This window comes from Enterobacter cloacae complex sp. IR5402, from assembly GCF_049238125.1.
Classification (GTDB): Bacteria; Pseudomonadota; Gammaproteobacteria; order Enterobacterales; family Enterobacteriaceae; genus Enterobacter; species Enterobacter hormaechei_C.
The window spans coordinates 73,057-94,805 of the sequence record NZ_JBMKHO010000015.1; the positions used below are offsets into that span (position 1 = coordinate 73,057).

The window sequence follows — 21,749 nt, forward strand, 5'->3', positions numbered from 1 at the left end:
GATGATGAAAGTTTGGCCTGTCAAACATAGCCCGTTACTGCGTCAGCCTGAGCGCTTTATCGCCAGGGATGAGCTGAAATCGCTGATTCAAAAGGTGACGCATAACCTGGTCAATATCCACGACAAAACGGGTGAGTTTTTGCTGCGGCTGGACGACGGGCGCGTGATCGACACCAAAGGCTGGGCCGGATGGGAATGGACCCACGGCGTCGGTTTATACGGTATCTGGCAGTATTACTGCCAGACCGGTGACGAAGGCATGCGCGAGATTATCGACAGCTGGTTTACTGACCGTTTCGCTGAAGGCGCAACCACCAAAAACGTGAATACCATGTCGCCGTTCCTGACGCTGGCGTATCGCTACGAAGAGACCAAAAACCCGGCCTGGCTGCCGTGGCTGGAAAGCTGGGCGGAATGGGCGATGAATGAGATGCCGCGCACCGAACATGGTGGCATGCAGCACATCACCCTGGCGGAAGAGAACCATCAGCAAATGTGGGATGACACGCTGATGATGACGGTGCTGCCGCTGGCGAAAATCGGCAAGCTGCTGAACAAGCCGGAGTACGTCGAGGAGGCGATCTATCAGTTCCTGCTCCACGTACAGAACCTGATGGATCGGGAGACGGGGCTGTGGTTCCACGGCTGGAATTACGACGGCAATCACAACTTTGCCCGGGCCCGCTGGGCGCGCGGCAACAGCTGGCTGACCATCGTGATCCCGGATTTCCTCGAGCTGGTGGATCTGCCGGAAAACAACGCCGTTCGTCGCTATCTGGTGCAGGTACTGAACGCGCAGATCGCCGCACTGGCAAAATGTCAGGACGAGAGTGGCTTGTGGCATACGCTGCTGGACGATCCTGAATCTTATCTGGAGGCGTCGGCCACGGCAGGGTTTGCCTACGGCATTCTGAAAGCCGTGCGCAAGCGTTATGTCGGCGCAGAGTACGCAGAGGTGGCGGAGAAAGCGATTCGCGGTATCGTGAAAAACATCTCGCCGGAAGGGGAGCTGCTGCAAACCTCGTTCGGGACCGGGATGGGAAGCGATCTTGAGTTTTATCGCCAGATACCGCTCACGTCGATGCCGTACGGGCAGGCGATGGCGATACTGTGCCTGACGGAGTATTTGCGGAAGTATTTCTGATAATAAAAAACCCGGCGCTTGCCGGGTTTATTTTTTACATACGTTCTACGGTTTCGATACCCAGAGTGTCCAGACCGAGCTTCAGGGTCTTCGCCGTCAGCTGCGCGAGCTTCAGGCGGCTGTGGCGCACCGCTTCGTTCTCGGCAGAGAGGATAGGGCAGTGTTCGTAGAAGCCAGAGAACAGACCGGCGAGATCGTACAGGTAAGCACACATAACGTGCGGCGTACCGTCACGCGCGACCACGGAGAGCGTCTCTTCGAACTGAAGCAGGCGGGCAGCCAGCTGTGCTTCACGGTCTTCGGTAATAGACACCGTAGCATTCGCCAGCACGCTTTCGTCGATATTGGCTTTACGGAAGACGGAGAGTACCCGGGTATAAGCGTACTGCATGTATGGCGCCGTGTTGCCTTCAAACGCCAGCATGTTGTCCCAGTCGAAGATATAGTCGGTGGTACGGTTCTTGGAGAGATCCGCGTATTTCACCGCGCCAATTCCCACCGCGTTAGCAAGTTTCTCCAGCTCGTCAGCAGGCATGTCCGGGTTCTTCTCGGCCACCAGGCGACGCGCGCGTTCCAGCGCTTCATCCAGCAGATCGGAAAGCTTCACGGTGCCGCCCGCACGGGTTTTGAACGGCTTACCGTCTTTACCCAGCATCATGCCGAACATGTGATGTTCCAGCGGCACGGAATCCGGCACATAACCCGCTTTACGCACGATAGTCCACGCCTGCATCAGATGCTGATGCTGACGGGAGTCGATGTAATACAGCACGCGGTCCGCATGCAGGGTTTCGTAACGGTATTTCGCACAGGCGATGTCGGTGGTGGTGTAAAGATAGCCGCCATCCTTTTTCTGGACGATCACGCCCATCGGTTCGCCTTCCTTGTTTTTATACTCATCAAGGAACACCACCGTTGCGCCTTCGCTTTCCACCGCCAGATTTTTAGCTTTCAGGTCCGCCACAATGCCTGGCAGCATCGGGTTATACAGGCTTTCACCCATCACGTCGTCACGGGTCAGGGTCACGTTCAGACGATTATAGGTAAGCTGGTTCTGGGACATGGTAATGTCCACCAGCTTGCGCCACATCTCGAGGAAGTACGGGTCGCCACCTTGAAGTTTCACCACGTAGCTGCGCGCGCGCTCGGCGAAGGCTTCGTCTTCGTCATAGTGCTTTTTGGCTTCACGGTAGAAACCTTCCAGGTCTGCCAGCGCCATTTCGCCTGCGTTTTCCTGCTGCTGTTTTTCCAGATACGCGATCAGCATGCCGAACTGCGTGCCCCAGTCGCCTACGTGGTTTGCGCGGATCACCTTGTGACCAAGGAACTCCAGGGTACGCACTGCCGCGTCACCGATGATGGTGGAGCGCAGGTGACCGACGTGCATCTCTTTCGCCACGTTTGGCGCGGAGTAGTCAACCACCACGGTCTGCGCTTCTGGCTGAGCCACGCCCAGACGGTCAGATTTCAGCGCCGCGTCAACGTGGCTTGCCAGGAATGCAGGCTCAAGGAAAATGTTGATAAAGCCTGGACCGGCGATTTCGGTTTTGCTGGCGATGCCGGTGAGATCCAGATGCGTCAGTACCTGCTCAGCGAGCTGTCGCGGCGGCATGCCCAGTTTTTTAGCCACTGCCATCACGCCATTAGCCTGATAGTCGCCAAACTGTACTTTCGCTGACTGACGAACCTGTGGTTCGCAATCCGCAGGCGCACCTGCGGCAATCAGTGCCTGACTGACTTTTTCTGAGAGAAGAGCCTGAATATTCACCTGGATACCTTACGTTTTTGATGCGGGTAAAAAACACCCACGCCAGTTTAAGAATTTAGGGCGGGAGTATACTGCAAATGCCTTCGGGCGTCAGCCCTGCGGGGGGCGAAGATCGCTCAGAATCCAGGCGAAGACGGTATGCATAATCATGCAGTCGAAAAAACCGTGATTCTGCGGTTGGTCGACAGAGGGCAACAGAGTAAATTAGCGGCTTTGCGACACGAAACGAGACTGACCTATGGCGAACTGGCACACCATTGACGAACTGCATGATATTTCCGCAGATTTACCGCGCTTCACCCAGGCGTTCACAGAACTTGCCACCCGTCTCGGGCTGGATATCGCGCCGCTTGAGGCCGATCACATCTCTTTGCGCTGCCACCAGAATGCCACCGCCGAACGCTGGCGGCGTGGCTTTGAACAGTGCGGAGAACTGCTGTCGGAGAATATCATTAACGGTCGCCCGATCTGCCTGTTCAAACTTCATGCGCCGGTAACGGTGGCGCACTGGCAATTCACCGTTGTGGAACTGCCCTGGCCAGGAGAGAAGCGTTATCCGCACGAAGGCTGGGAGCATATCGAAATTGTTCTGCCTGGGGAGCCCGAGACGCTGAACGCCCGTGCGCTGACGCTGCTTTCCGACGAGGGGTTAAGCCAGCCGGGTATTTTCGTCAAAACCAGCTCGCCAAAAGGGGAGCGCGAACGCTTACCGAACCCTACGCTTGCCGTAACGGACGGCAACGTGACGGTGAAATTCCATCCCTGGACTATCGAGCAGATCGTCGCCAGCGAAGCGTAAGCATTGTGAGCGTCGATCCAGACACCAATCGGGCAACGTGCCACGATGATACGTTGAGTGAAATTTAAGGAGGATGACATGGCGCTGCTGGAAATTTGTTGTTACAGCGTGGAGTGTGCCGTCACTGCGCAACGGCACGGGGCCGATCGCATCGAGCTTTGCGCGGCACCGAAAGAAGGAGGATTAACCCCGTCCTTTGGCGTGCTGAAATCAGCCCGTCAGGCCATCACTATTCCGGTGCACCCGATTATTCGCCCGCGCGGCGGTGATTTTTGTTATACGGCGGGTGAGTTCAGTGCCATGCTTGAGGATATCGCCCTCGTCCGTGATTTAGGTTTTCCGGGGCTGGTGATCGGTGTACTGGACGAAGACGGCAACATCGATCTTCCGCGCATGCGCCAGGTTATGCGCGTTGCCCGGGGAATGACGGTCACTTTTCATCGTGCGTTCGATATGTGTCAAGATCCGATACAAGCCTTTGATACGCTGGCAGAACTGGGCGTGGCGCGCGTTCTGACGTCGGGCCAGCAGTCCTCGGCTGAAAAAGGACTGAAATTAATTACGGAACTAAAAGCACATTCCGGTGTTCCAATAATCATGGCGGGCGCAGGAGTACGCGCCAGCAATCTGGAACTGTTTTTAAACGCAGAGGTGGAAGAGCTGCACAGCTCAGCGGGTAAATGGATACCTTCACCCATGCGTTATCGCAATACAGGGTTGTCAATGTCGACGGATGCTGAAGCGGATGAGTACTCGCGCTACGGTGTGGATGGAGAGTCGGTTGCGGTAATGAAATCGTTGATTGAACGTCATCACGTGTAGCAACGTACCGATTTTTACCGCGCATCATGTCGCCCAATATGATGCTTGCTTGTACCAGGCCCCTGCAAATTACACAGGGGCCTTTTTTTCTCCTTCATATTTCAAGCCGCAGCCGCGTTGGCCGCCTCGCTCACCCCGGTCACTTACTGATGTAAGCTCCCGGGGATTCGCTGCGTTGCCGCCTTGCTGCAACTTGAACTATTTTGGAGAAAACGTGCGACGCGTAGGCCGGGTAAGGCGCAGCCGCCACCCGGTACAAACTACGGCTTCGTCGCAATCAATACCGCACGCATCGGGGCCGGATAGCCTTCGATGGTTTTACTGTGATCGTCCGGGTCGAGGAATTGCTCCAGCGATTCGGTGATCATCCAGTCGGTGCGACGCTGTTCTTCAATCGACGTCACGCACACATCGGCGATGCGTACATCGACAAACCCACATTTCTCCAGCCAGTTCTTCAGCGCCAGCGCGGAAGGGATGAAGTAAACGTTGCGCATCTGCGCATAGCGATCGCCCGGCACCAGAACGGCATGTTCATCGCCTTCGATAACCAACGTTTCGAGCACCAGTTCGCCGCCGCTGACCAGCTGATCTTTCAATTGCCAGAGATGCTCCAGCGGGGAACGACGGTGGTACAGCACGCCCATCGAGAAAACGGTATCAAAGGCTTTCAGGGCAGGGAGTTGCTCGATACCCAGCGGCAACAGGTGCGCACGCTGGTCGTTACCCAACAGCTTACGCACCGCTTCAAACTGGCACAGGAACAGCTGCATCGGATCGATACCGATGACCAGATGCGCGCCTGCGCCGATCATGCGCCACATGTGATAGCCGCTACCGCAGCCCACGTCCAGAATGGTGCGCCCGGTCAGGTCGGATAAATGCGGCAGAACGCGATCCCACTTCCAGTCAGAGCGCCACTCGGTGTTGATGTTTACGCCGTAAAGTGAAAACGGCCCTTTGCGCCACGGCATCAGGTTACGCATCAGCGTTTCGATGCGGTTGATCTGCCCGGCCGGGAGCGGCTCTTCGCTCTCCGCCGTCACGCTGTGCAGTAAATCCAGACGATGAGGCGTCAGTTCAGGCAGAAACTCCACGGCGTTGGACCACTGCTTCAACAGACCATGCTGCTGATCGCGCTGCCAGGTGGCAATTTGCGCAGGCAGGGTTTCCAGCCAGTGGGAAAGATGGTTTTTGGCAATCAGCTGATAGAAATTACCGAACTCGATCATGCTGCGTCTCCGGCTTTCAGCGCCACCAGAGAACCAAAGTTAAAGCACTGGAACCACAGTTCGCTGTGTTCAAATCCGGCTTTGCGCAGGCGCGCTTTGTGGGTTTCTACGGAATCCGTCAGCATGACGTTTTCAAGCATGCTGCGCTTCTGGCTGATCTCCAGCTCGCTGTAGCCATTTGCACGCTTGAAATCATGGTGCATGTTGAACAGCAGTTCGCCCACGCTGGCGTCTTCAAAGCTGAATTTCTCAGACAACACCAGCGCGCCGCCCGGGTTAAGGCCTTGATAAATTTTATCCAGCAACCGCTGACGATCGTCCGGCACCAGGAACTGAAGGGTAAAGTTCAGAACCACCATCGAGGCGTTCTGGATGTCGATATCGCGGATATCGCCTTCTACCACCTCCACAGGCGTAGGGGCTTTATACGCGTCAATGTGGCGACGGCAGCGTTCGACCATGGCCGGTGAGTTATCGACAGCCACAATCTTGCAGCCTTCGTGATGAACGTTACGACGAATGGACAGCGTTGCCGCTCCCAGCGAACAGCCCAGGTCATAGACCTGCGTGCCGGGTTGAACAAAACGCTCCGCCAGCATGCCGATCATGGAGATAATATTGGAATAACCGGGAACAGAGCGCTGGATCATATCCGGGAAGACTTCGGCTACCCGTTCATCAAAGGTCCAGTCGCCCAGGCTGGCGATAGGCGCGGAAAAAAGCGTGTCGCGATCTGACATAACGTAAAAATCCGGGAAAAATAAAGGGGCATATTGTGCGCTAATGGAAGGAGAAAACCAACTCCCACGGCATATACCAAAGGTTAGCCAGCACCATCAGCAAAAGCGAGCACCAGGTCGCGCTCATGCCGGAACGACGCCAGCGGATCAGGCGGTGGTGAAAACCATAATAATGCATCAAACGCCCTGCTATCAGCAGCAGCCCGCAGACGTGCACCATCCAGGTTTCAGCGCCATCCATCTCCATTAACAGCAGTAAAATTAACGCGACGGGAATGTACTCGACCGCGTTGCCGTGGATCCGGATTGCGCTTTGCAGCTCAGAAAAGCCCCCGTCACCGTACGAGACGCGGTACTGCATTCTCAGGCGCACAACATCAAATGAAAACTTAATCAGCAGTAATGCACCTAACACCGCATACAGCGCGCTGACCATACTAACTCCCTGTTTTTGGCAGATGGCACGTCTCTATGATAGGGGGTGATTTCAGAAAAGAGAAGATTGTTGTGGGATGGACGGCGCGGGGCCAACCGACGGAACCGCCTGCTGCAAGGCCTGCCAGAGAGCATCGACCAGTTCAGGCGCCTGTGCGATATCCGGCGTATGTAAAAAAAGGTACGGCGTGGTGGTGTGCTCCCATTTCGCCAGCGTTTGCAGCCAGACGGCGAACATCTCCTCATTTTGCTGCATGTTATCGCTGCCGATAAACCGGACCATCGGGTTCTGCGCCGTTACGATCGCATGGACGGGTACTTTCGGTTTTTTGCGCTGGGCATCAACAACGGCTTCGCTGTGCGGGATTGCGCTGTGCACGGGGCGGCTGTCGAGGATCACGCGGTTGACCGATCGTTCATGCAGGCCGCGATTGAGCGCTTTCTCCGCGTCGCCTTTGGCAAAGAATTCCGGATGCCTCACTTCTACGCCGTAGGTGAAATCAAGTGGCAGGGCCTCGAGAAACTGCCAGAGGGCGGGCAGGTCGCGTGGGCCAAACGTGGCGGGAAGCTGGAGCCAGTACTGGCCAATACGGTTGGCCAGAGGCGACATCCGGGTGAAAAACTCGTGGGTTAAATCATCGCAGTTGCGCAGCGCGGCGTTGTGGGAGATGGTCGCCGGGAATTTAAAGCAAAAGCGGAAGTCGTCGGTGGTTTGCTCGCGCCAGCGTTCGACGATCTCCGCGCGGGGCAGAGCGTACAGCGTGGTATTGCCCTCCACGCAGTTAAAGTGTCGGGCATACTCTTCAAGGTTGGTAATACCCAGGCGCACCCATTTCGGGTGCGACCACTGGGGCAGGCCCACGTACATCATAGCGCGCTGAGGATCTCATCCGTGCTGCGCACGCGACCGATACGCGGGAAGATATGGGTCATGCTGCCCTGGTGCTGATCCGCAGAGGCTGCGCTGCACGCATCTTCCGCGATCACCAGGTTAAAGCCCAGCTCCCAGGCGTTACGGGCGGTGGATTCCACACCAATGTTGGTGGAGATCCCGCACAGAATAATCGTGTCGATCCCGCGACGGCGCAGCTGGAGCTCCAGGTCGGTGCCGTAGAATGCGCCCCACTGGCGTTTGGTGACTTCTATATCGCCGTCGCGTTTACCGAGCGAGACAGGATATGTCCACCAGTTGTCCGGCAGCGCCTGCGCCGGGGCCTGAGCATCAACCGGCTGTTTTAACGCTTCGGCGAAATCAGCGGACCAGCCGACGCGCACCATAACAACAGGCGAGCCGCTGGCGCGACATTTTTCTGCCAGGCGCGCAGCGCGGCTGACCACATCGTCAGCGGTGTGCGGACCACCGGCAAAAGGCAGAATGCCTTCCTGTAAATCAATGACCACAAGGGCGGTTTTGGTGGCATCAAGTGTAAACATCGTCGCTCCCGTCAAATGATTGCTTTTCTACACCTTACGACGTGATGGCCTGTTATCGGTCGGATAATTTTGTTAATTTTTGTGAGAATAGGCAATAAGAGTTCAGCAAACGCGCGTCAGGCCGTGCTTCGCTCTTATCGTGCGGCAGAATTTCCAGTATAATAGCCGCCTTTTTTCATCCAGTTGTGACATACAGAAAGCTGCGACATCGTAGCCTGCGAGACAGGCGACAATCAGCCTGCGGCTAATTAAGGGATATCTCATGCGTACAGAATATTGCGGGCAGCTGCGTCAGTCCCACGTCGGGCAGCAGGTCACCCTGTGTGGTTGGGTCAATCGTCGTCGCGATCTTGGTAGCCTTATCTTTATTGATATGCGTGACCGCGAAGGTATCGTTCAGGTGTTCTTCGATCCGGATCGCGCTGATGCGTTGAAGCTGGCTTCTGAGCTGCGCAATGAGTTCTGCATTCAGGTGACGGGCACCGTGCGTGCGCGTGACGAGAAAAACGTCAACGCCGACATGGCGACCGGCGCTATCGAAGTGCTGGCGTCTGATCTGACGATCATCAACCGCGCGGAAGCGTTGCCGCTGGACTCCAACCACGTCAACACCGAAGAAGCGCGTCTGAAATACCGCTACCTGGATCTGCGTCGTCCGGAAATGGCTCAGCGCCTGAAAACCCGTGCGAAAATCACCAGCCTGGTGCGCCGTTTTATGGATGACCACGGTTTCCTTGATATCGAAACCCCGATGCTGACCAAAGCCACGCCGGAAGGCGCGCGCGATTACCTGGTGCCATCCCGCGTCCATAAAGGCAAATTCTATGCGCTGCCGCAGTCTCCACAGCTGTTCAAACAGCTGCTGATGATGTCTGGCTTCGATCGCTACTATCAGATCGTGAAATGCTTCCGCGACGAAGACCTGCGCGCTGACCGTCAGCCAGAATTTACCCAGATCGATGTGGAAACCTCCTTCATGACCGCTGAGCAGGTGCGTGAAGTGATGGAAGCCCTGGTACGTAGCCTGTGGAACGACGTGAAAGGCGTCGAACTGGGCGATTTCCCAATCATGACCTTCGCGGAAGCCGAGCGTCGCTACGGCTCCGACAAACCAGACCTGCGTAACCCGATGGAGCTGGTGGACGTGGCAGACCTGGTGAAAGCCGTTGAGTTCGCGGTCTTTGCTGGCCCGGCTAACGATCCGAAAGGCCGCGTGGCGGCACTGCGCGTGCCGGGCGGAGCGGCTCTGAGCCGTAAGCAGATCGACGACTACGGCAACTTCATCAAGATCTACGGCGCGAAAGGTCTGGCCTATATTAAAGTGACCGAGCGTGCGAAAGGTCTGGAAGGTATCACCAGCCCGGTGGCGAAATTCCTGAACGCGGACATCGTGGAAGCGATCCTGGAGCGCACCGGCGCGCAGGACGGCGACATGATCTTCTTCGGTGCAGATAACAAGAAAGTGGTTGCGGATGCGATGGGCGCGCTGCGTCTGAAGCTCGGCAAAGACCTGAACCTGACCGACGAAAGTAAATGGGCGCCGCTGTGGGTGATCGACTTCCCGATGTTTGAAGACGACGGTGAAGGCGGCCTGACCGCGATGCACCACCCGTTCACCTCGCCAAAAGACATGACGCCGGCAGAGCTGAAGGCAGCACCGGAAGACGCAGTGGCAAACGCCTACGATATGGTCATCAACGGCTACGAAGTGGGCGGTGGTTCCGTGCGTATTCACAGCGGTGAAATGCAGCAGACCGTGTTCGGCATCCTGGGCATCAACGAACAGGAGCAGCGCGAGAAGTTCGGCTTCCTGCTGGACGCGCTGAAATACGGTACGCCTCCGCACGCGGGTCTGGCTTTCGGTCTTGACCGTCTGACCATGCTGCTGACCGGCACCGATAACATCCGTGATGTGATCGCCTTCCCGAAAACCACTGCCGCCGCGTGTCTGATGACCGAAGCGCCAAGCTTTGCCAACCCGGCCGCACTGGCTGAGCTGGGCATTGAGGTGGTGAAGAAGGAAGAGAAAAACTGATATGGCATATAAGCGTCCCGTTTCGGTTCTGGTGGTCATTTATGCAGAAGACACGAAGCGGGTGCTGATGTTGCAGCGGCGCGACGATCCGGATTTCTGGCAGTCGGTTACCGGCAGCCTGGAAGAGGGGGAGACCGCACCGCAGGCCGCCGCGCGTGAAGTAAAGGAAGAGGTCGCCATTGATGTTGCTTACGAGCAACTGACCCTGAAGGACTGTCAGCGCACGGTGGAGTTTGAAATTTTTAGCCATTTACGTCATCGCTATGCACCGGGAATTGAGCGCAATACGGAATCATGGTTCTGCCTTGCGCTTCCCCATGAGCGGGAGATCGTGTTCACGGAACACCTGACCTACCGCTGGGTGGATGCGGCGGATGCCGCCGCACTGACCAAGTCGTGGAGCAACCGGCAGGCGATTGAAGAATTTGTAATTAACGCTGCCTGAGAAGGCGCGATTTTTGGAGAACTTTTTATGGCAGGTCATAGTAAGTGGGCCAACACCAAACACCGCAAAGCGGCACAGGATGCCAAACGCGGTAAAATCTTTACCAAAATCATTCGTGAGCTGGTGACAGCGGCGCGTCTGGGCGGCGGCGATCCGGCCTCTAACCCACGTCTGCGCGCAGCGGTGGATAAAGCCCTGTCCAACAACATGACGCGTGACACCCTGAACCGTGCAATCGCACGTGGCGTGGGCGGTGATGAAGACGCGAACATGGAAACCATCATTTATGAAGGTTACGGTCCTGGCGGTACGGCGGTGATGGTTGAGTGCCTGTCCGACAACCGTAACCGTACCGTTGCGGAAGTGCGCCACGCGTTCACCAAAACCGGCGGCAACCTGGGCACTGACGGTTCTGTAGCGTACCTGTTCAGCAAAAAAGGCGTCATCTCCTTCGAGAAAGGCGACGAAGATGCGATCATGGAAGCGGCGCTGGAAGCCGGTGCGGAAGACGTGGTGACCTACGACGACGGCGCTATTGATGTTTACACCGCATGGGAAGAGATGGGGGCCGTGCGTGATGCGCTGGAAGCGGCTGGCCTGAAGGCGGATAACGCTGAAGTCTCCATGATCCCGTCTACCAAAGCGGACATGGATGCGGAAACCGCACCGAAACTGCTGCGTCTGATCGACATGCTCGAAGACTGCGACGACGTACAGGAAGTGTACCACAACGGTGAAATCTCTGATGAGGTTGCAGCGACTCTCTGATGAGAGCGTGTAGATCCGTTACAGGAGACGCGTGATGTCGATTATTCTCGGGATTGACCCAGGCTCACGCGTCACCGGGTATGGCGTTATCCGTCAGGTGGGACGCCAGTTAACCTACCTCGGCAGTGGGTGTATTCGCACCAAAGTGGACGATCTGCCGTCGCGCCTGAAGCTCATCTATGCGGGCGTGTCGGAGATCATCACCCAGTTTCAGCCGGACTATTTCGCCATCGAGCAGGTCTTTATGGCGAAAAATGCTGACTCGGCGTTAAAGCTCGGTCAGGCGCGCGGCGTGGCGATTGTTGCCGCCGTGAACCAGGATCTGCCGGTGTTCGAGTATGCGGCCCGTCAGGTTAAGCAGACGGTGGTGGGCATTGGTAGCGCGGAGAAAAGCCAGGTGCAGCACATGGTGCGTACCCTGCTGAAGCTCCCTGCGAACCCGCAGGCCGACGCCGCGGATGCGCTGGCCATTGCGATTACCCACTGTCACGTCAGCCAGAATGCGATGCAAATGAGCGAGTCGCGGCTCAATCTGGCGCGAGGCAGGTTACGATAATGACAAATCAGGCTGGATGTTTATCCAGCCTTTTTTTATTATGTCGGCAGATAATTTCTTCCAGAACGCAGGAGCGTCACGTGATAGGCAGACTCAGAGGCATCATCATTGAAAAACAACCCCCGTTAGTGCTGCTGGAAGTGGGTGGCGTGGGCTATGAAGTCCATATGCCGATGACCTGCTTCTACGAGCTTCCGGAGGCGGGCAAAGAGGCGGTTGTCTTTACCCAGTTTGTGGTGCGTGAAGACGCTCAGCTGCTGTACGGATTCAATAACAAACAGGAACGCACCCTGTTCCGCGAATTGATCAAAACCAACGGCGTCGGGCCGAAGCTGGCGCTTGCGATTCTGTCCGGTATGTCAGCGCCACAGTTTGTGAACGCCGTTGAGCGTGAAGATCCGGCTGCGTTAATTAAACTTCCGGGCATCGGGAAGAAAACTGCCGAGCGTTTAATTGTCGAGATGAAGGACCGCTTTAAAGGTCTGCATGGCGATCTGTTCACGCCGGCAGCCGATCTGGTGCTGACTTCCCCGGGCGCGCCTGCATCGGATGATGATGCCGAGCAGGAAGCGGTTGCCGCGCTGGTGGCGCTGGGCTATAAACCTCAGGAGGCCAGCCGGATGGTGAGCAAAATTGCTAAACCGGATGCCAGCAGTGAAACCCTGATTCGTGAAGCGCTGCGCGCTGCATTGTGAGGTAAAGGATGATTGAAGCAGACCGCCTGGTATCGGCAGGCACTATTCAGCCAGATGACGTGGTGGATCGCGCGATCCGTCCCAAACTGCTGGATGAGTATATCGGCCAGCCGCAGGTTCGTTCTCAGATGGAGATTTTCATCCAGGCGGCAAAGCTGCGCGGCGATGCGCTCGATCACCTGCTGATTTTTGGTCCGCCGGGGTTAGGTAAAACCACCCTGGCGAATATCGTCGCCAACGAAATGGGCGTTAACCTGCGTACCACTTCCGGCCCGGTACTGGAGAAAGCAGGGGACCTGGCGGCGATGCTGACTAACCTCGAACCGCATGACGTGCTGTTTATCGACGAGATCCACCGTCTTTCTCCGGTGGTGGAGGAAGTGCTCTATCCGGCAATGGAGGATTACCAGCTGGATATCATGATCGGTGAAGGTCCGGCCGCGCGCTCGATCAAAATCGATCTGCCACCGTTTACCCTGATTGGCGCCACGACCCGTGCCGGCTCGCTGACTTCTCCACTGCGTGACCGTTTTGGTATCGTGCAGCGTCTGGAGTTTTATCAGGTGCCCGACCTTCAGCATATTGTGGGGCGCAGCGCGCGCTACATGGGGCTGGATATGAGCGAAGAGGGGGCGTTTGAAGTGGCGAAGCGCTCCCGCGGTACGCCGCGTATCGCCAACCGCCTGCTGCGCCGGGTGCGTGACTTTGCCGAGGTGAAGCACGACGGCACTATATCGGCCGAGATCGCCGCCCAGGCGCTGGATATGCTGAACGTCGATGCTGAAGGTTTTGACTATATGGACCGTAAGCTGCTGCTGGCGGTGCTGGATAAGTTCTTTGGCGGGCCAGTAGGGCTGGATAACCTGGCGGCGGCAATTGGCGAAGAGCGTGAGACTATCGAAGATGTGCTGGAGCCGTATCTGATCCAGCAAGGCTTCTTGCAGCGTACCCCGCGCGGTCGTATGGCGACGGTGCGGGCGTGGAATCATTTCGGCATTACGCCGCCCGCGATGCCGTAAGTAGCGATAAATTCTAGCCCCGGTAAGCGAAGCGCCACCGGGGACATGCTGACTACTGCGCGGTCTTTTTCATCATACTGAAAATAAACAACACCGCCGCGCACAATACCACCGACGGCCCCGCTGGCGTGTCATAAAACGCCGAGAAGGTTAACCCGCCCGTCACCGCAATCATTCCGATAATCACCGCGATACCGGCCATTTGCTCCGGCGTACGCGCAAAACGGCGCGCCGTGGCGGCAGGGATTATCAGCAGCGACGTGATGATCAGCGCGCCGACAAACTTCATCGCCACACCGATGGTTAACGCCGTCACCAGCATCAACAGCAGCTTCACGCGCTGAAGCTTCACGCCGTCGACAAAGGCCAGATCCGGGCTGACGGTCATCGCCAGTAAACTCCGCCACTGCCACAGCAGGATCCCGAGCACCACCGCCACGCCAATGGCAATGGAAATGAGATCTTCGGGCGTGACGGCCAGCAGATCGCCAAACAGGTAGGCCATCAGATCTACGCGGATGTTTGACATCAGGCTCACTACCACCAGGCCCAGCGACAGGGCGCTGTGCGCCATAATGCCGAGCAGGGTATCAATTGCCAGGTGAGGGCGTTTTTCCAGCCAGACCAGACCGGCAGCCAGCAGCAGCGTGACGACAATCACCGCATAAAACGGGTTCACGTCCAGTAATAAACCAAACGCGACACCCAGCAATGAAGCATGGGCCAGCGTATCGCCGAAATAGGACATTCTGCGCCAGACGACAAACGAGCCGAGTGGACCCGCGGCGCAGGCAAGCATAATCCCGGCCAGCCAGCCGGGCAGTAACAGTTCAATCATGAGTGTCCATTTCCCCGACGCAGGACAATTCGTCCCTGTAAATCATGGCGGTGATTGTGATTATGACGATAGATGCCCAGCTGCTCGGCGCCACGATGGCCAAACATAGAGATAAATTCCGGATGCATTGACACCACTTCCGGCGTGCCGGAACAACAAATGTGATGGTTCAGGCACAGTACTTCGTCGGTTTTGGCCATCACCAGATGCAGATCATGGGAGACCATCAGCACCGCGCAGTTAAGCTCCCGACGGAGCTGGTCAATCAGATCGTACAGCGCAACCTGACCGTTGACGTCAACACCCTGCGTCGGCTCGTCCAGGACCAGCAGCTGAGGGCTGCTGAGCAGGGCACGGGCAAGCAATACGCGCTGGGTTTCACCGCCCGACAGCTTTTGCAAGGGCGCCTCAACAAGATGTCCCGCCTGAACGCGTTTCAGCGCCGGGAGGATGTCCGCTTTACGCGTACCGGGACGGAGGCGCAGGAAGCGGCTCACCGTCAGGGGCAGGGTGGCATCAAGATGTAATTTTTGCGGCACATAGCCGATACGCAATTTGTCTTCGCGGACGATAACACCTGCGTCAGGGGCTACCAGGCCTAATACGACGCGCACCAGCGTCGATTTGCCTGCACCGTTAGGGCCGAGCAGCGTGAGTATTTTGCCGGGCTTCAGATTCAGCGACACGTCAGAAAGGACGCGGCGCTGGCCGAATGAGACCGAAACATTTTCAAGAGAAACTAAAGTCGTCATGTCAATTTAAGCTTGCAGAAGTCATCGAATGTTATAATATCACATTCCACGCATTCATTACGATGATTAGTCGCATTATGTTACAGAAAAATACGCTTCTTTTCGCAGCTTTATCCGCTGCTCTTTGGGGTACAACAGCACAAGATGTTAACGCCGCTGTTGTCGCTTCGCTTAAACCGCTTGGATTTATCGCCTCTGCCATCGCGGACGGGGTCACTGAGACACAGGTTCTGCTGCCTGACGGGGCTTCCGAGCATGATTATTCTCTGCGTCCATCTGATGTAAAACGCTTACAGAACGCGGACTTAGTCGTCTGGATTGGTCCTGAGATGGAAGCGTTCATGCAGAAGTCAGCCAGACAGCTTCCCGCTGAGAAACAGGTGACGATTGCCGGGCTGTCCGGCGTGAAACCGTTACTCATGAAAGGAGCTGAGAACGAGGGTGATGAGCATGACCACGACCATGCTCATGGTGAAAAAGGTGACGACCATCACCATCACGGCGAATACAACATGCATCTCTGGCTCTCCCCAGAGATAGCGCGGCTTACAGCGGTTGCAATCCACGACAAATTAGTGGAACTTATGCCGCAAAGTCGAATCAAACTCGACGCCAACCTGAAGGATTTTGAGGCTCAATTAGCCGCAACCGACAAACAGGTGGGTAACGAGCTCGCACCGCTTAAAGGAAAAGGGTACTTCGTTTTTCATGATGCCTACGGGTATTACGAGAAACATTACGGTCTGACCCCGCTGGGGCATTTTACCGTCAACCCTGAAATTCAGCCTGGTGCGCAGCGTTTACATGAAATCAGAACACAGTTGGTTGAGCAAAAAGCGACATGCGTTTTTGCTGAGCCACAGTTCAGGCCAGCGGTCGTAGAAGCCGTGGCCAGGGGAACATCCGTGCGCATGGGAACCCTTGACCCGCTAGGTACGAACATCCAGTTGAGCAAAGCGAGCTATTCGCAGTTCCTCAGCCAACTGGCGAATCAGTATGCGAGCTGCCTGAAAGGAGATTAACGAGGAAGTGAATACGTGCAACAGATAGCCCGCTCTGTCGCCCTGGCATTTAACAATCTGCCTCGACCCCACCGCGTTATGCTGGGGTCGCTTACAGTTCTCACATTAGCGGTCGCCGTCTGGCGGCCCTATGTTTACCACCCGAGTTCCGCCCCAATCATCAAAACCATCGAACTGGAGAAGAGCGAGATCCGCTCTCTGCTGCCCGAGGCCAGCGAGCCTATCGATCAGGCCGCTCAGGAAGATGAAGCGATTCCCCAGGATGAGCTGGATGACAAGATCCAGAATGAAGCTGGCATTCATGAATATGTTGTATCCACTGGCGATACGCTGAGCAGCGTCCTGAACCAGTACGGTATCGACATGGGCAACATCAGCCAGCTCGCCGCATCCGATAAAGAGCTGCGTAACCTGAAAATTGGTCAGCAACTTTCCTGGACCTTAACGCCCGACGGCGATCTGCAACGTTTGACCTGGGAGATGTCCCGTCGCGAAACCCGCACCTACGATCGCACTGCAAACGGTTTCAAAATGACCAGTGAATTGCAGCAGGGCGACTGGGTTAACAGCGTCATGAAAGGGACCGTCGGCGGCAGCTTTGTTTCCAGCGCACGCGATGCCGGCCTGACCAGCGCTGAAATCAGCTCGGTGATCAAAGCCATGCAGTGGCAGATGGATTTCCGCAAACTGAAAAAAGGCGATCAGTTCTCTGTCCTGATGTCCCGCGAAATGCTGGACGGTAAGCGCGAGCAGAGCCAGCTGGTGGGCGTTCGTCTGCGTTCAGACGGCAAAGACTACTACGCCATTCGCGCGGAAGACGGTAAGTTCTATGACCGCAGCGGTACGGGTCTGGCAAAAGGCTTCCTGCGTTTCCCAACGGCGAAACAGTTCCGCGTCTCCTCCAACTTTAACCCGCGTCGTCTGAACCCGGTAACGGGCCGCGTAGCGCCGCACCGTGGCGTTGACTTCGCTATGCCGCAGGGCACGCCAGTGCTGGCGGTAGGAGATGGTGAAGTGGTCATGGCGAAACGCAGCGGTGCTGCTGGCTATTACGTTGCTATTCGTCACGGTCGTACGTACACCACCCGCTACATGCACCTGCGTAAACTGCTGGTCAAACCGGGCCAGAAGGTGAAACGTGGCGATCGCATCGCGCTGTCCGGTAACACCGGCCGGTCGACGGGGCCGCACCTGCACTATGAAGTGTGGATCAACCAGCAGGCGGTTAACCCGCTGACGGCGAAACTGCCGCGCACCGAAGGGCTGACCGGAAAAGATCGCAAAGATTACCTGGCGCAGGTGAAAGAGGTGATGCCGCAGCTGCGCTTCGACTAAGCTCTCCTGATTTAAAAAGCCGGCGTCAGTATGCGCCGGCTTTTTCTTTTGTGCGCGGGCGGCAGCCTCGCTACACTATCCGCATATATTTTTGCGTCACCAGACCCTGGAACCCGCATGGAAACCAAAAAAAACAATATTGAGTACATTCCTGAGTTTGAAAAATCTTTTCGCCACCCGCGTAACTGGGGCGCCTGGATTGGCGTATACGCGTTTGCTGGCATGGCGTTGCTACCTGCTTCCCTTCGCGATCCGGTGCTCGGTAAAGTGGGGCGCCTGGCAGGGCGCTTGGGTAAAAGCGCGCGCCGACGCGCGCAAATAAACCTGTTGTACTGTTTCCCGGATAAAAGCGACGCCGAACGCGAAGCAATCATTGATGACATGTATACCACTGCGCCGCAGGCGATGGCGATGATGGCGGAACTGGCGCTGAAAGGGCCGGAGAAGATCGTCGAACGCGTTGACTGGAAAGGGCTGGAGATCATCGACGAGATGCGTCGCAATGATGAAAAGGTGATTTTCCTGGTGCCGCACGGCTGGGGGGTCGACATTCCGGCGATGTTAATGGCGTCGCAGGGCCAGAAAATGGCGGCGATGTTCCATAATCAGGGAAACAAAATCTACGATTTCGTCTGGAATACCGTGCGCCGTCGCTTTGGCGGACGCTTGCACGCCAGAAACGATGGCATTAAGCCTTTCATTCAGTCGGTACGTCAGGGTTACTGGGGCTACTATCTGCCCGATCAGGACCATGGTCCTGAGCACAGCGAGTTTGTCGATTTCTTCGCAACCTATAAAGCCACGCTACCAGCGATTGGTCGCCTGATGAAAGTCTGCCGCGCCCGCGTGATCCCACTGTTCCCGGCTTATGACGGTAAAACGCATCGCCTGAGCATTGAGGTACGTCCGCCGATGGACGATCTGCTGACCGCAGACGATCACACCATCGCACGCCGCATGAATGAAGAGGTGGAAGTGCTGGTGGGGCCGCATAAGGAGCAATATACGTGGATCCTGAAGCTGCTCAAAACGCGTAAACCTGGCGAAACAGAGCCGTACAAGCGTAAAGAACTTTTCCCGAAGAAATAGGAAACCTTCACCCCTCTCCCTTAGGGAAGAGGGGTGCGGAGCTTACTCTACGGTCAGTACGCGGGTGGTATTGGTTGAGCCGATGGTGCTCATCACGTCACCCTGCGTCACGATAACGATATCACCGGATACCAGATAACCTTTGTCGCGCAGCAGGTTCACGGCATCGTGCGCGGCGGCCACGCCGTCGTTGGTGCTGTCGAAGTATACTGGCGTCACGCCGCGATACAGCGCCGTCAGGTTCAGCGTACGCTCGTGACGGGACATGGCGAAGATCGGCAGACCGGAGCTGATACGGGACGTCATTAGCGCGGTACGGCCAGATTCGGTCATGGTGATGATCGCCGTGACCCCTTTCAGGTGGTTGGCTGCGTACATCGCGGACATCGCAATCGCTTCTTCCACATTGTCGAACTGGATATCCAGGCGGTGCTTGGAGACGTTAATGCTTGGGATCTTCTCTGCACCCAGGCAGACGCGCGCCATGGCGGCCACGGTTTCCGCCGGATACTGGCCCGCCGCGGTTTCCGCTGACAGCATCACCGCGTCAGTACCATCCAGCACGGCGTTCGCCACGTCCATGACTTCTGCACGGGTCGGCATTGGGTTGGTGATCATGGATTCCATCATCTGGGTGGCGGTGATCACCGCGCGGTTCAGCTGACGCGCGCGACGGATCAGCGCTTTCTGGATACCGACCAGTTCAGGGTCGCCAATTTCCACGCCCAGGTCACCACGGGCAACCATCACCACGTCAGACGCCAGGATCACGTCGTCCATCGCGTCCTGATCGCAGACCGCTTCAGCGCGTTCCACTTTTGCAACGATTTTCGCATCGCAGCCTGCATCGCGCGCCAGGCGGCGAGCATAGTTCAGATCTTCACCGCAGCGCGGGAAGGAGACGGCCAGATAATCCACGCCGATCTGCGCTGCGGTCACGATATCCGCTTTGTCTTTATCGGTCAGCGCTTCGGCAGACAGGCCACCGCCGAGTTTGTTGATGCCTTTGTTGTTGGAGAGCGGGCCGCCGACGGTCACTTCGGTGAACACCTTCATACCCTGAACTTCCAGCACTTTCAGCTGTACGCGTCCGTCGTCCAGCAGCAGGATGTCGCCAGGCACAACGTCAGCAGGCAGACCTTTGTAGTCGATACCCACTTTTTCCTTATCGCCTTCACCTTTGCTCAGGTTGGCGTCCAGCAGGAATTTATCGCCGATGTTGAGGAAGACTTTGCCTTCTTTAAAGGTCGATACGCGGATTTTTGGACCTTGCAGGTCACCGAGGATGGCAACATGGCGGCCCAGTTTAGCTGCGATTTCACGCACTTTGTCGGCACGTAATTTATGGTCTTCTGGCGTACCGTGAGAGAAGTTCATACGCACCACGTTAGCACCCGCGGCGATAATCTTTTCGAGGTTATTATCGCGGTCGGTGGCCGGGCCTAAGGTGGTGACGATCTTGGTTCTGCGAAGCCTTCTGGACATGTAATACTCCGTTGACTGAAACAACTTTGGTGTTGCGTGAACATAGAATCGGCCTTCATCTATCGCAAGGCAGTAGCGAGGGGACCGAATGCCGTAAATCGTACTTCGTCGTTATTAGGGAACATCGCTCTTTATAAGCAATTCTTTATCAAAACGCGATTCTTTCAGGGCTTCCTTGACCCGCTTCAAGTTATCCCGGAATTTTGCGCCCCGGCGTAAGGTAAAACCGGTCGCCAGCACGTCGATGACCGTCAACTGCGCCAGGCGGGAGACCATCGGCATGTACATGTCGGTATCCTCCGGTACGTCCAGGGTAATGGCGAGCGTCGCTTCCCGGGCGAGCGGCGTACCTGCCGTCGTCAGGGCGATGACCATCGCATCGTTGTCACGCGCGAGCTGCGCCAGCTCCACCTGGCTCTTGGTGCGGCCCGTATGAGAGATGAGTACCACGACATCATCTTCGCTACAATTCATACAGCTCATGCGTTGCAGCACAATGTCATCGGAGTAAATCACCGGCACGTTAAAGCGAAAGAACTTATTCATGGCGTCATGCGCCACGGCGGCGGACGAGCCAAGGCCAAAGAAGGCAATCCGTTTGGCCTGCGTGAGAAGATCGACCGCGCGATTCACTGAACTCATGTCCAGAGACTGGCGAACGTGGTCGAGCGTGGCCATTGCCGATTCAAATATTTTTGCGGTGTATGCATCAACGCTGTCGTCTTCATCGACATTGCGATTAACATACGGGGTGCCGTTTGCCAGACTTTGGGCCAGATGCAGTTTAAAATCAGGAAAGCCGCGCGTGTCCAGACTACGACAGAATCGATTGACCGTCGGTTCGCTGACGCCCGATTCCTGTGCCAGAGCGGCGATGCTTGAATGAATCGCCTGAGCGGGCGCGGCGAGAATAACTTCAGCCACTTTGCGCTCGGATTTGCTAAGGTGTTCCAGTTGAAACTGGATTTTTTCCAGCATGTTCATTGTTAACAAGACGCTCATGAGGGCATAAACGATTTCATAAAGAGATGAAACCTTGATTCGATTTAGCCGATATTACCCCCAGGACTCCCGAAAGGGTAATCGTCGACAAGAAATGTTGTTGTTTTTTTTCATTACTTGATCGACGTCGGGTTTTGCTCTGACCCCGTTGCGCAAAGAATCGACGTTTGCTGCGTCATCAGACGGGCGTAATGGCCCAGGCGACGAAAAATCACCGTATCGCACGCGACGTTAAGCGCTAATGGTTTCAGGAAACGCGTAAAAGCAGTACAGTGCATTGTAATAAAATTACAACGATACCTGGCAGAGTACCAGGCGATCTAACTGAGGAGAA

At 56.3% G+C, this 21,749-nt stretch carries 22 protein-coding genes; 12 read left to right on the top strand and 10 right to left on the bottom strand.

Annotated elements, in window-relative coordinates:
- The first annotated feature begins 4 nt into the window (after window positions 1-4).
- Entirely contained in the window at window positions 5-1,144 is a 1,140-nt protein-coding gene (locus ACOTXL_RS19870) for a glycoside hydrolase family 88/105 protein (protein WP_003859729.1), read from the top strand.
- A gap of 34 nt (window positions 1,145-1,178) precedes the next feature.
- On the opposite strand, the gene argS is transcribed toward ACOTXL_RS19870, so the two are convergent.
- The gene (gene argS, locus ACOTXL_RS19875; protein WP_003859730.1) at window positions 1,179-2,912 is read right to left on the bottom strand and encodes an arginine--tRNA ligase; all 1,734 of its coding nucleotides are present in this window, start codon (window positions 2,910-2,912) and stop codon (window positions 1,179-1,181) included.
- A 238-nt stretch (window positions 2,913-3,150) separates the two neighbouring features.
- Here argS and ACOTXL_RS19880 point away from each other — a divergent pair, with 238 nt between their 5' ends.
- Both ACOTXL_RS19880 and cutC read left to right on the top strand, forming a co-directional pair.
- Window positions 3,151-3,711 (top strand): VOC family protein, encoded by a 561-nt coding sequence (locus ACOTXL_RS19880; RefSeq protein WP_032609525.1) that lies wholly within the window; start codon window positions 3,151-3,153, stop codon window positions 3,709-3,711.
- Between the two features lie 78 nt (window positions 3,712-3,789).
- Entirely contained in the window at window positions 3,790-4,533 is a 744-nt protein-coding gene (cutC, locus tag ACOTXL_RS19885) for a copper homeostasis protein CutC (protein ID WP_045350827.1), read from the top strand.
- Between the two features lie 260 nt (window positions 4,534-4,793).
- Here cutC and cmoB read toward each other — a convergent pair whose 3' ends face one another.
- From cmoB to ACOTXL_RS19910, 5 genes are read right to left on the bottom strand one after another with little or no spacing between them, the layout of a single operon-like run.
- Window positions 4,794-5,765: a tRNA 5-methoxyuridine(34)/uridine 5-oxyacetic acid(34) synthase CmoB gene (gene cmoB / locus ACOTXL_RS19890; RefSeq protein ID WP_022651447.1), complete on the bottom strand. Its 972-nt coding sequence runs from the start codon at window positions 5,763-5,765 to the stop codon at window positions 4,794-4,796.
- The gene (gene cmoA, locus ACOTXL_RS19895) at window positions 5,762-6,505 is read right to left on the bottom strand and encodes a carboxy-S-adenosyl-L-methionine synthase CmoA (RefSeq protein WP_003859735.1); all 744 of its coding nucleotides are present in this window, start codon (window positions 6,503-6,505) and stop codon (window positions 5,762-5,764) included. The genes cmoB and cmoA overlap by 4 nt, the downstream gene beginning before the upstream one ends.
- Window positions 6,506-6,545: 40 nt before the next feature.
- A complete protein-coding gene (locus tag ACOTXL_RS19900; RefSeq protein WP_003859737.1) occupies window positions 6,546-6,941 on the bottom strand; it encodes an MAPEG family protein in 396 nt (131 codons plus the stop codon).
- Between the two features lie 51 nt (window positions 6,942-6,992).
- Window positions 6,993-7,811: a DUF72 domain-containing protein gene (locus tag ACOTXL_RS19905; RefSeq protein ID WP_023314350.1), complete on the bottom strand. Its 819-nt coding sequence runs from the start codon at window positions 7,809-7,811 to the stop codon at window positions 6,993-6,995.
- Window positions 7,808-8,374, bottom strand: a complete 567-nt coding sequence (locus ACOTXL_RS19910) for a hydrolase (RefSeq protein ID WP_003859741.1) — start codon at window positions 8,372-8,374, stop codon at window positions 7,808-7,810. The genes ACOTXL_RS19905 and ACOTXL_RS19910 overlap by 4 nt, the downstream gene beginning before the upstream one ends.
- Before the next feature lie 262 nt (window positions 8,375-8,636).
- On the opposite strand from ACOTXL_RS19910, the gene aspS reads away from it, so the two are divergent.
- The 6 genes from aspS to ruvB all read left to right on the top strand — a co-directional run bounded on the left by aspS (window position 8,637) and on the right by ruvB (window position 13,892).
- The gene (aspS, locus tag ACOTXL_RS19915; protein ID WP_003859743.1) at window positions 8,637-10,409 is read left to right on the top strand and encodes an aspartate--tRNA ligase; all 1,773 of its coding nucleotides are present in this window, start codon (window positions 8,637-8,639) and stop codon (window positions 10,407-10,409) included.
- A gap of 1 nt (window position 10,410) precedes the next feature.
- A complete protein-coding gene (gene nudB / locus ACOTXL_RS19920; protein ID WP_003859745.1) occupies window positions 10,411-10,854 on the top strand; it encodes a dihydroneopterin triphosphate diphosphatase in 444 nt (147 codons plus the stop codon).
- A 27-nt stretch (window positions 10,855-10,881) separates the two neighbouring features.
- Window positions 10,882-11,622 (top strand): YebC/PmpR family DNA-binding transcriptional regulator, encoded by a 741-nt coding sequence (locus ACOTXL_RS19925; RefSeq protein ID WP_003859747.1) that lies wholly within the window; start codon window positions 10,882-10,884, stop codon window positions 11,620-11,622.
- Between the two features lie 34 nt (window positions 11,623-11,656).
- Entirely contained in the window at window positions 11,657-12,178 is a 522-nt protein-coding gene (ruvC, locus tag ACOTXL_RS19930) for a crossover junction endodeoxyribonuclease RuvC (RefSeq protein WP_003859749.1), read from the top strand.
- A gap of 80 nt (window positions 12,179-12,258) precedes the next feature.
- Window positions 12,259-12,873 (top strand): Holliday junction branch migration protein RuvA, encoded by a 615-nt coding sequence (ruvA, locus tag ACOTXL_RS19935; protein ID WP_003859751.1) that lies wholly within the window; start codon window positions 12,259-12,261, stop codon window positions 12,871-12,873.
- An 8-nt stretch (window positions 12,874-12,881) separates the two neighbouring features.
- Window positions 12,882-13,892, top strand: coding sequence for a Holliday junction branch migration DNA helicase RuvB (gene ruvB / locus ACOTXL_RS19940; protein WP_003859753.1), 1,011 nt, complete (start codon window positions 12,882-12,884; stop codon window positions 13,890-13,892).
- A gap of 52 nt (window positions 13,893-13,944) precedes the next feature.
- Here ruvB and znuB read toward each other — a convergent pair whose 3' ends face one another.
- Window positions 13,945-14,730 (bottom strand): zinc ABC transporter permease subunit ZnuB, encoded by a 786-nt coding sequence (znuB, locus tag ACOTXL_RS19945; RefSeq protein ID WP_003859755.1) that lies wholly within the window; start codon window positions 14,728-14,730, stop codon window positions 13,945-13,947.
- Window positions 14,727-15,482 carry a zinc ABC transporter ATP-binding protein ZnuC gene (gene znuC / locus ACOTXL_RS19950; protein WP_003859757.1) on the bottom strand — a complete coding sequence of 252 codons (756 nt, stop codon included), beginning with the start codon at window positions 15,480-15,482 and terminating at the stop codon, window positions 14,727-14,729. The genes znuB and znuC overlap by 4 nt, the downstream gene beginning before the upstream one ends.
- Before the next feature lie 77 nt (window positions 15,483-15,559).
- On the opposite strand from znuC, the gene znuA reads away from it, so the two are divergent.
- The 3 genes from znuA to lpxM all read left to right on the top strand — a co-directional run bounded on the left by znuA (window position 15,560) and on the right by lpxM (window position 18,928).
- The gene (gene znuA, locus ACOTXL_RS19955) at window positions 15,560-16,504 is read left to right on the top strand and encodes a zinc ABC transporter substrate-binding protein ZnuA (RefSeq protein ID WP_045329943.1); all 945 of its coding nucleotides are present in this window, start codon (window positions 15,560-15,562) and stop codon (window positions 16,502-16,504) included.
- A gap of 15 nt (window positions 16,505-16,519) precedes the next feature.
- The gene (gene mepM, locus ACOTXL_RS19960) at window positions 16,520-17,839 is read left to right on the top strand and encodes a murein DD-endopeptidase MepM (RefSeq protein WP_003859762.1); all 1,320 of its coding nucleotides are present in this window, start codon (window positions 16,520-16,522) and stop codon (window positions 17,837-17,839) included.
- A gap of 117 nt (window positions 17,840-17,956) precedes the next feature.
- Window positions 17,957-18,928: a lauroyl-Kdo(2)-lipid IV(A) myristoyltransferase gene (gene lpxM, locus ACOTXL_RS19965; protein WP_022651444.1), complete on the top strand. Its 972-nt coding sequence runs from the start codon at window positions 17,957-17,959 to the stop codon at window positions 18,926-18,928.
- 42 nt (window positions 18,929-18,970) lie between these two features.
- Here lpxM and pyk read toward each other — a convergent pair whose 3' ends face one another.
- Complete coding sequence (pyk, locus tag ACOTXL_RS19970; RefSeq protein WP_003859767.1) at window positions 18,971-20,413, bottom strand: pyruvate kinase; 1,443 nt, start codon at window positions 20,411-20,413, stop codon at window positions 18,971-18,973.
- 114 nt (window positions 20,414-20,527) lie between these two features.
- On the bottom strand, window positions 20,528-21,397 hold the full coding sequence (locus ACOTXL_RS19975) for a MurR/RpiR family transcriptional regulator (protein ID WP_003859769.1): 870 nt from the start codon (window positions 21,395-21,397) through the stop codon (window positions 20,528-20,530).
- Window positions 21,398-21,749 lie beyond the last annotated feature (352 nt).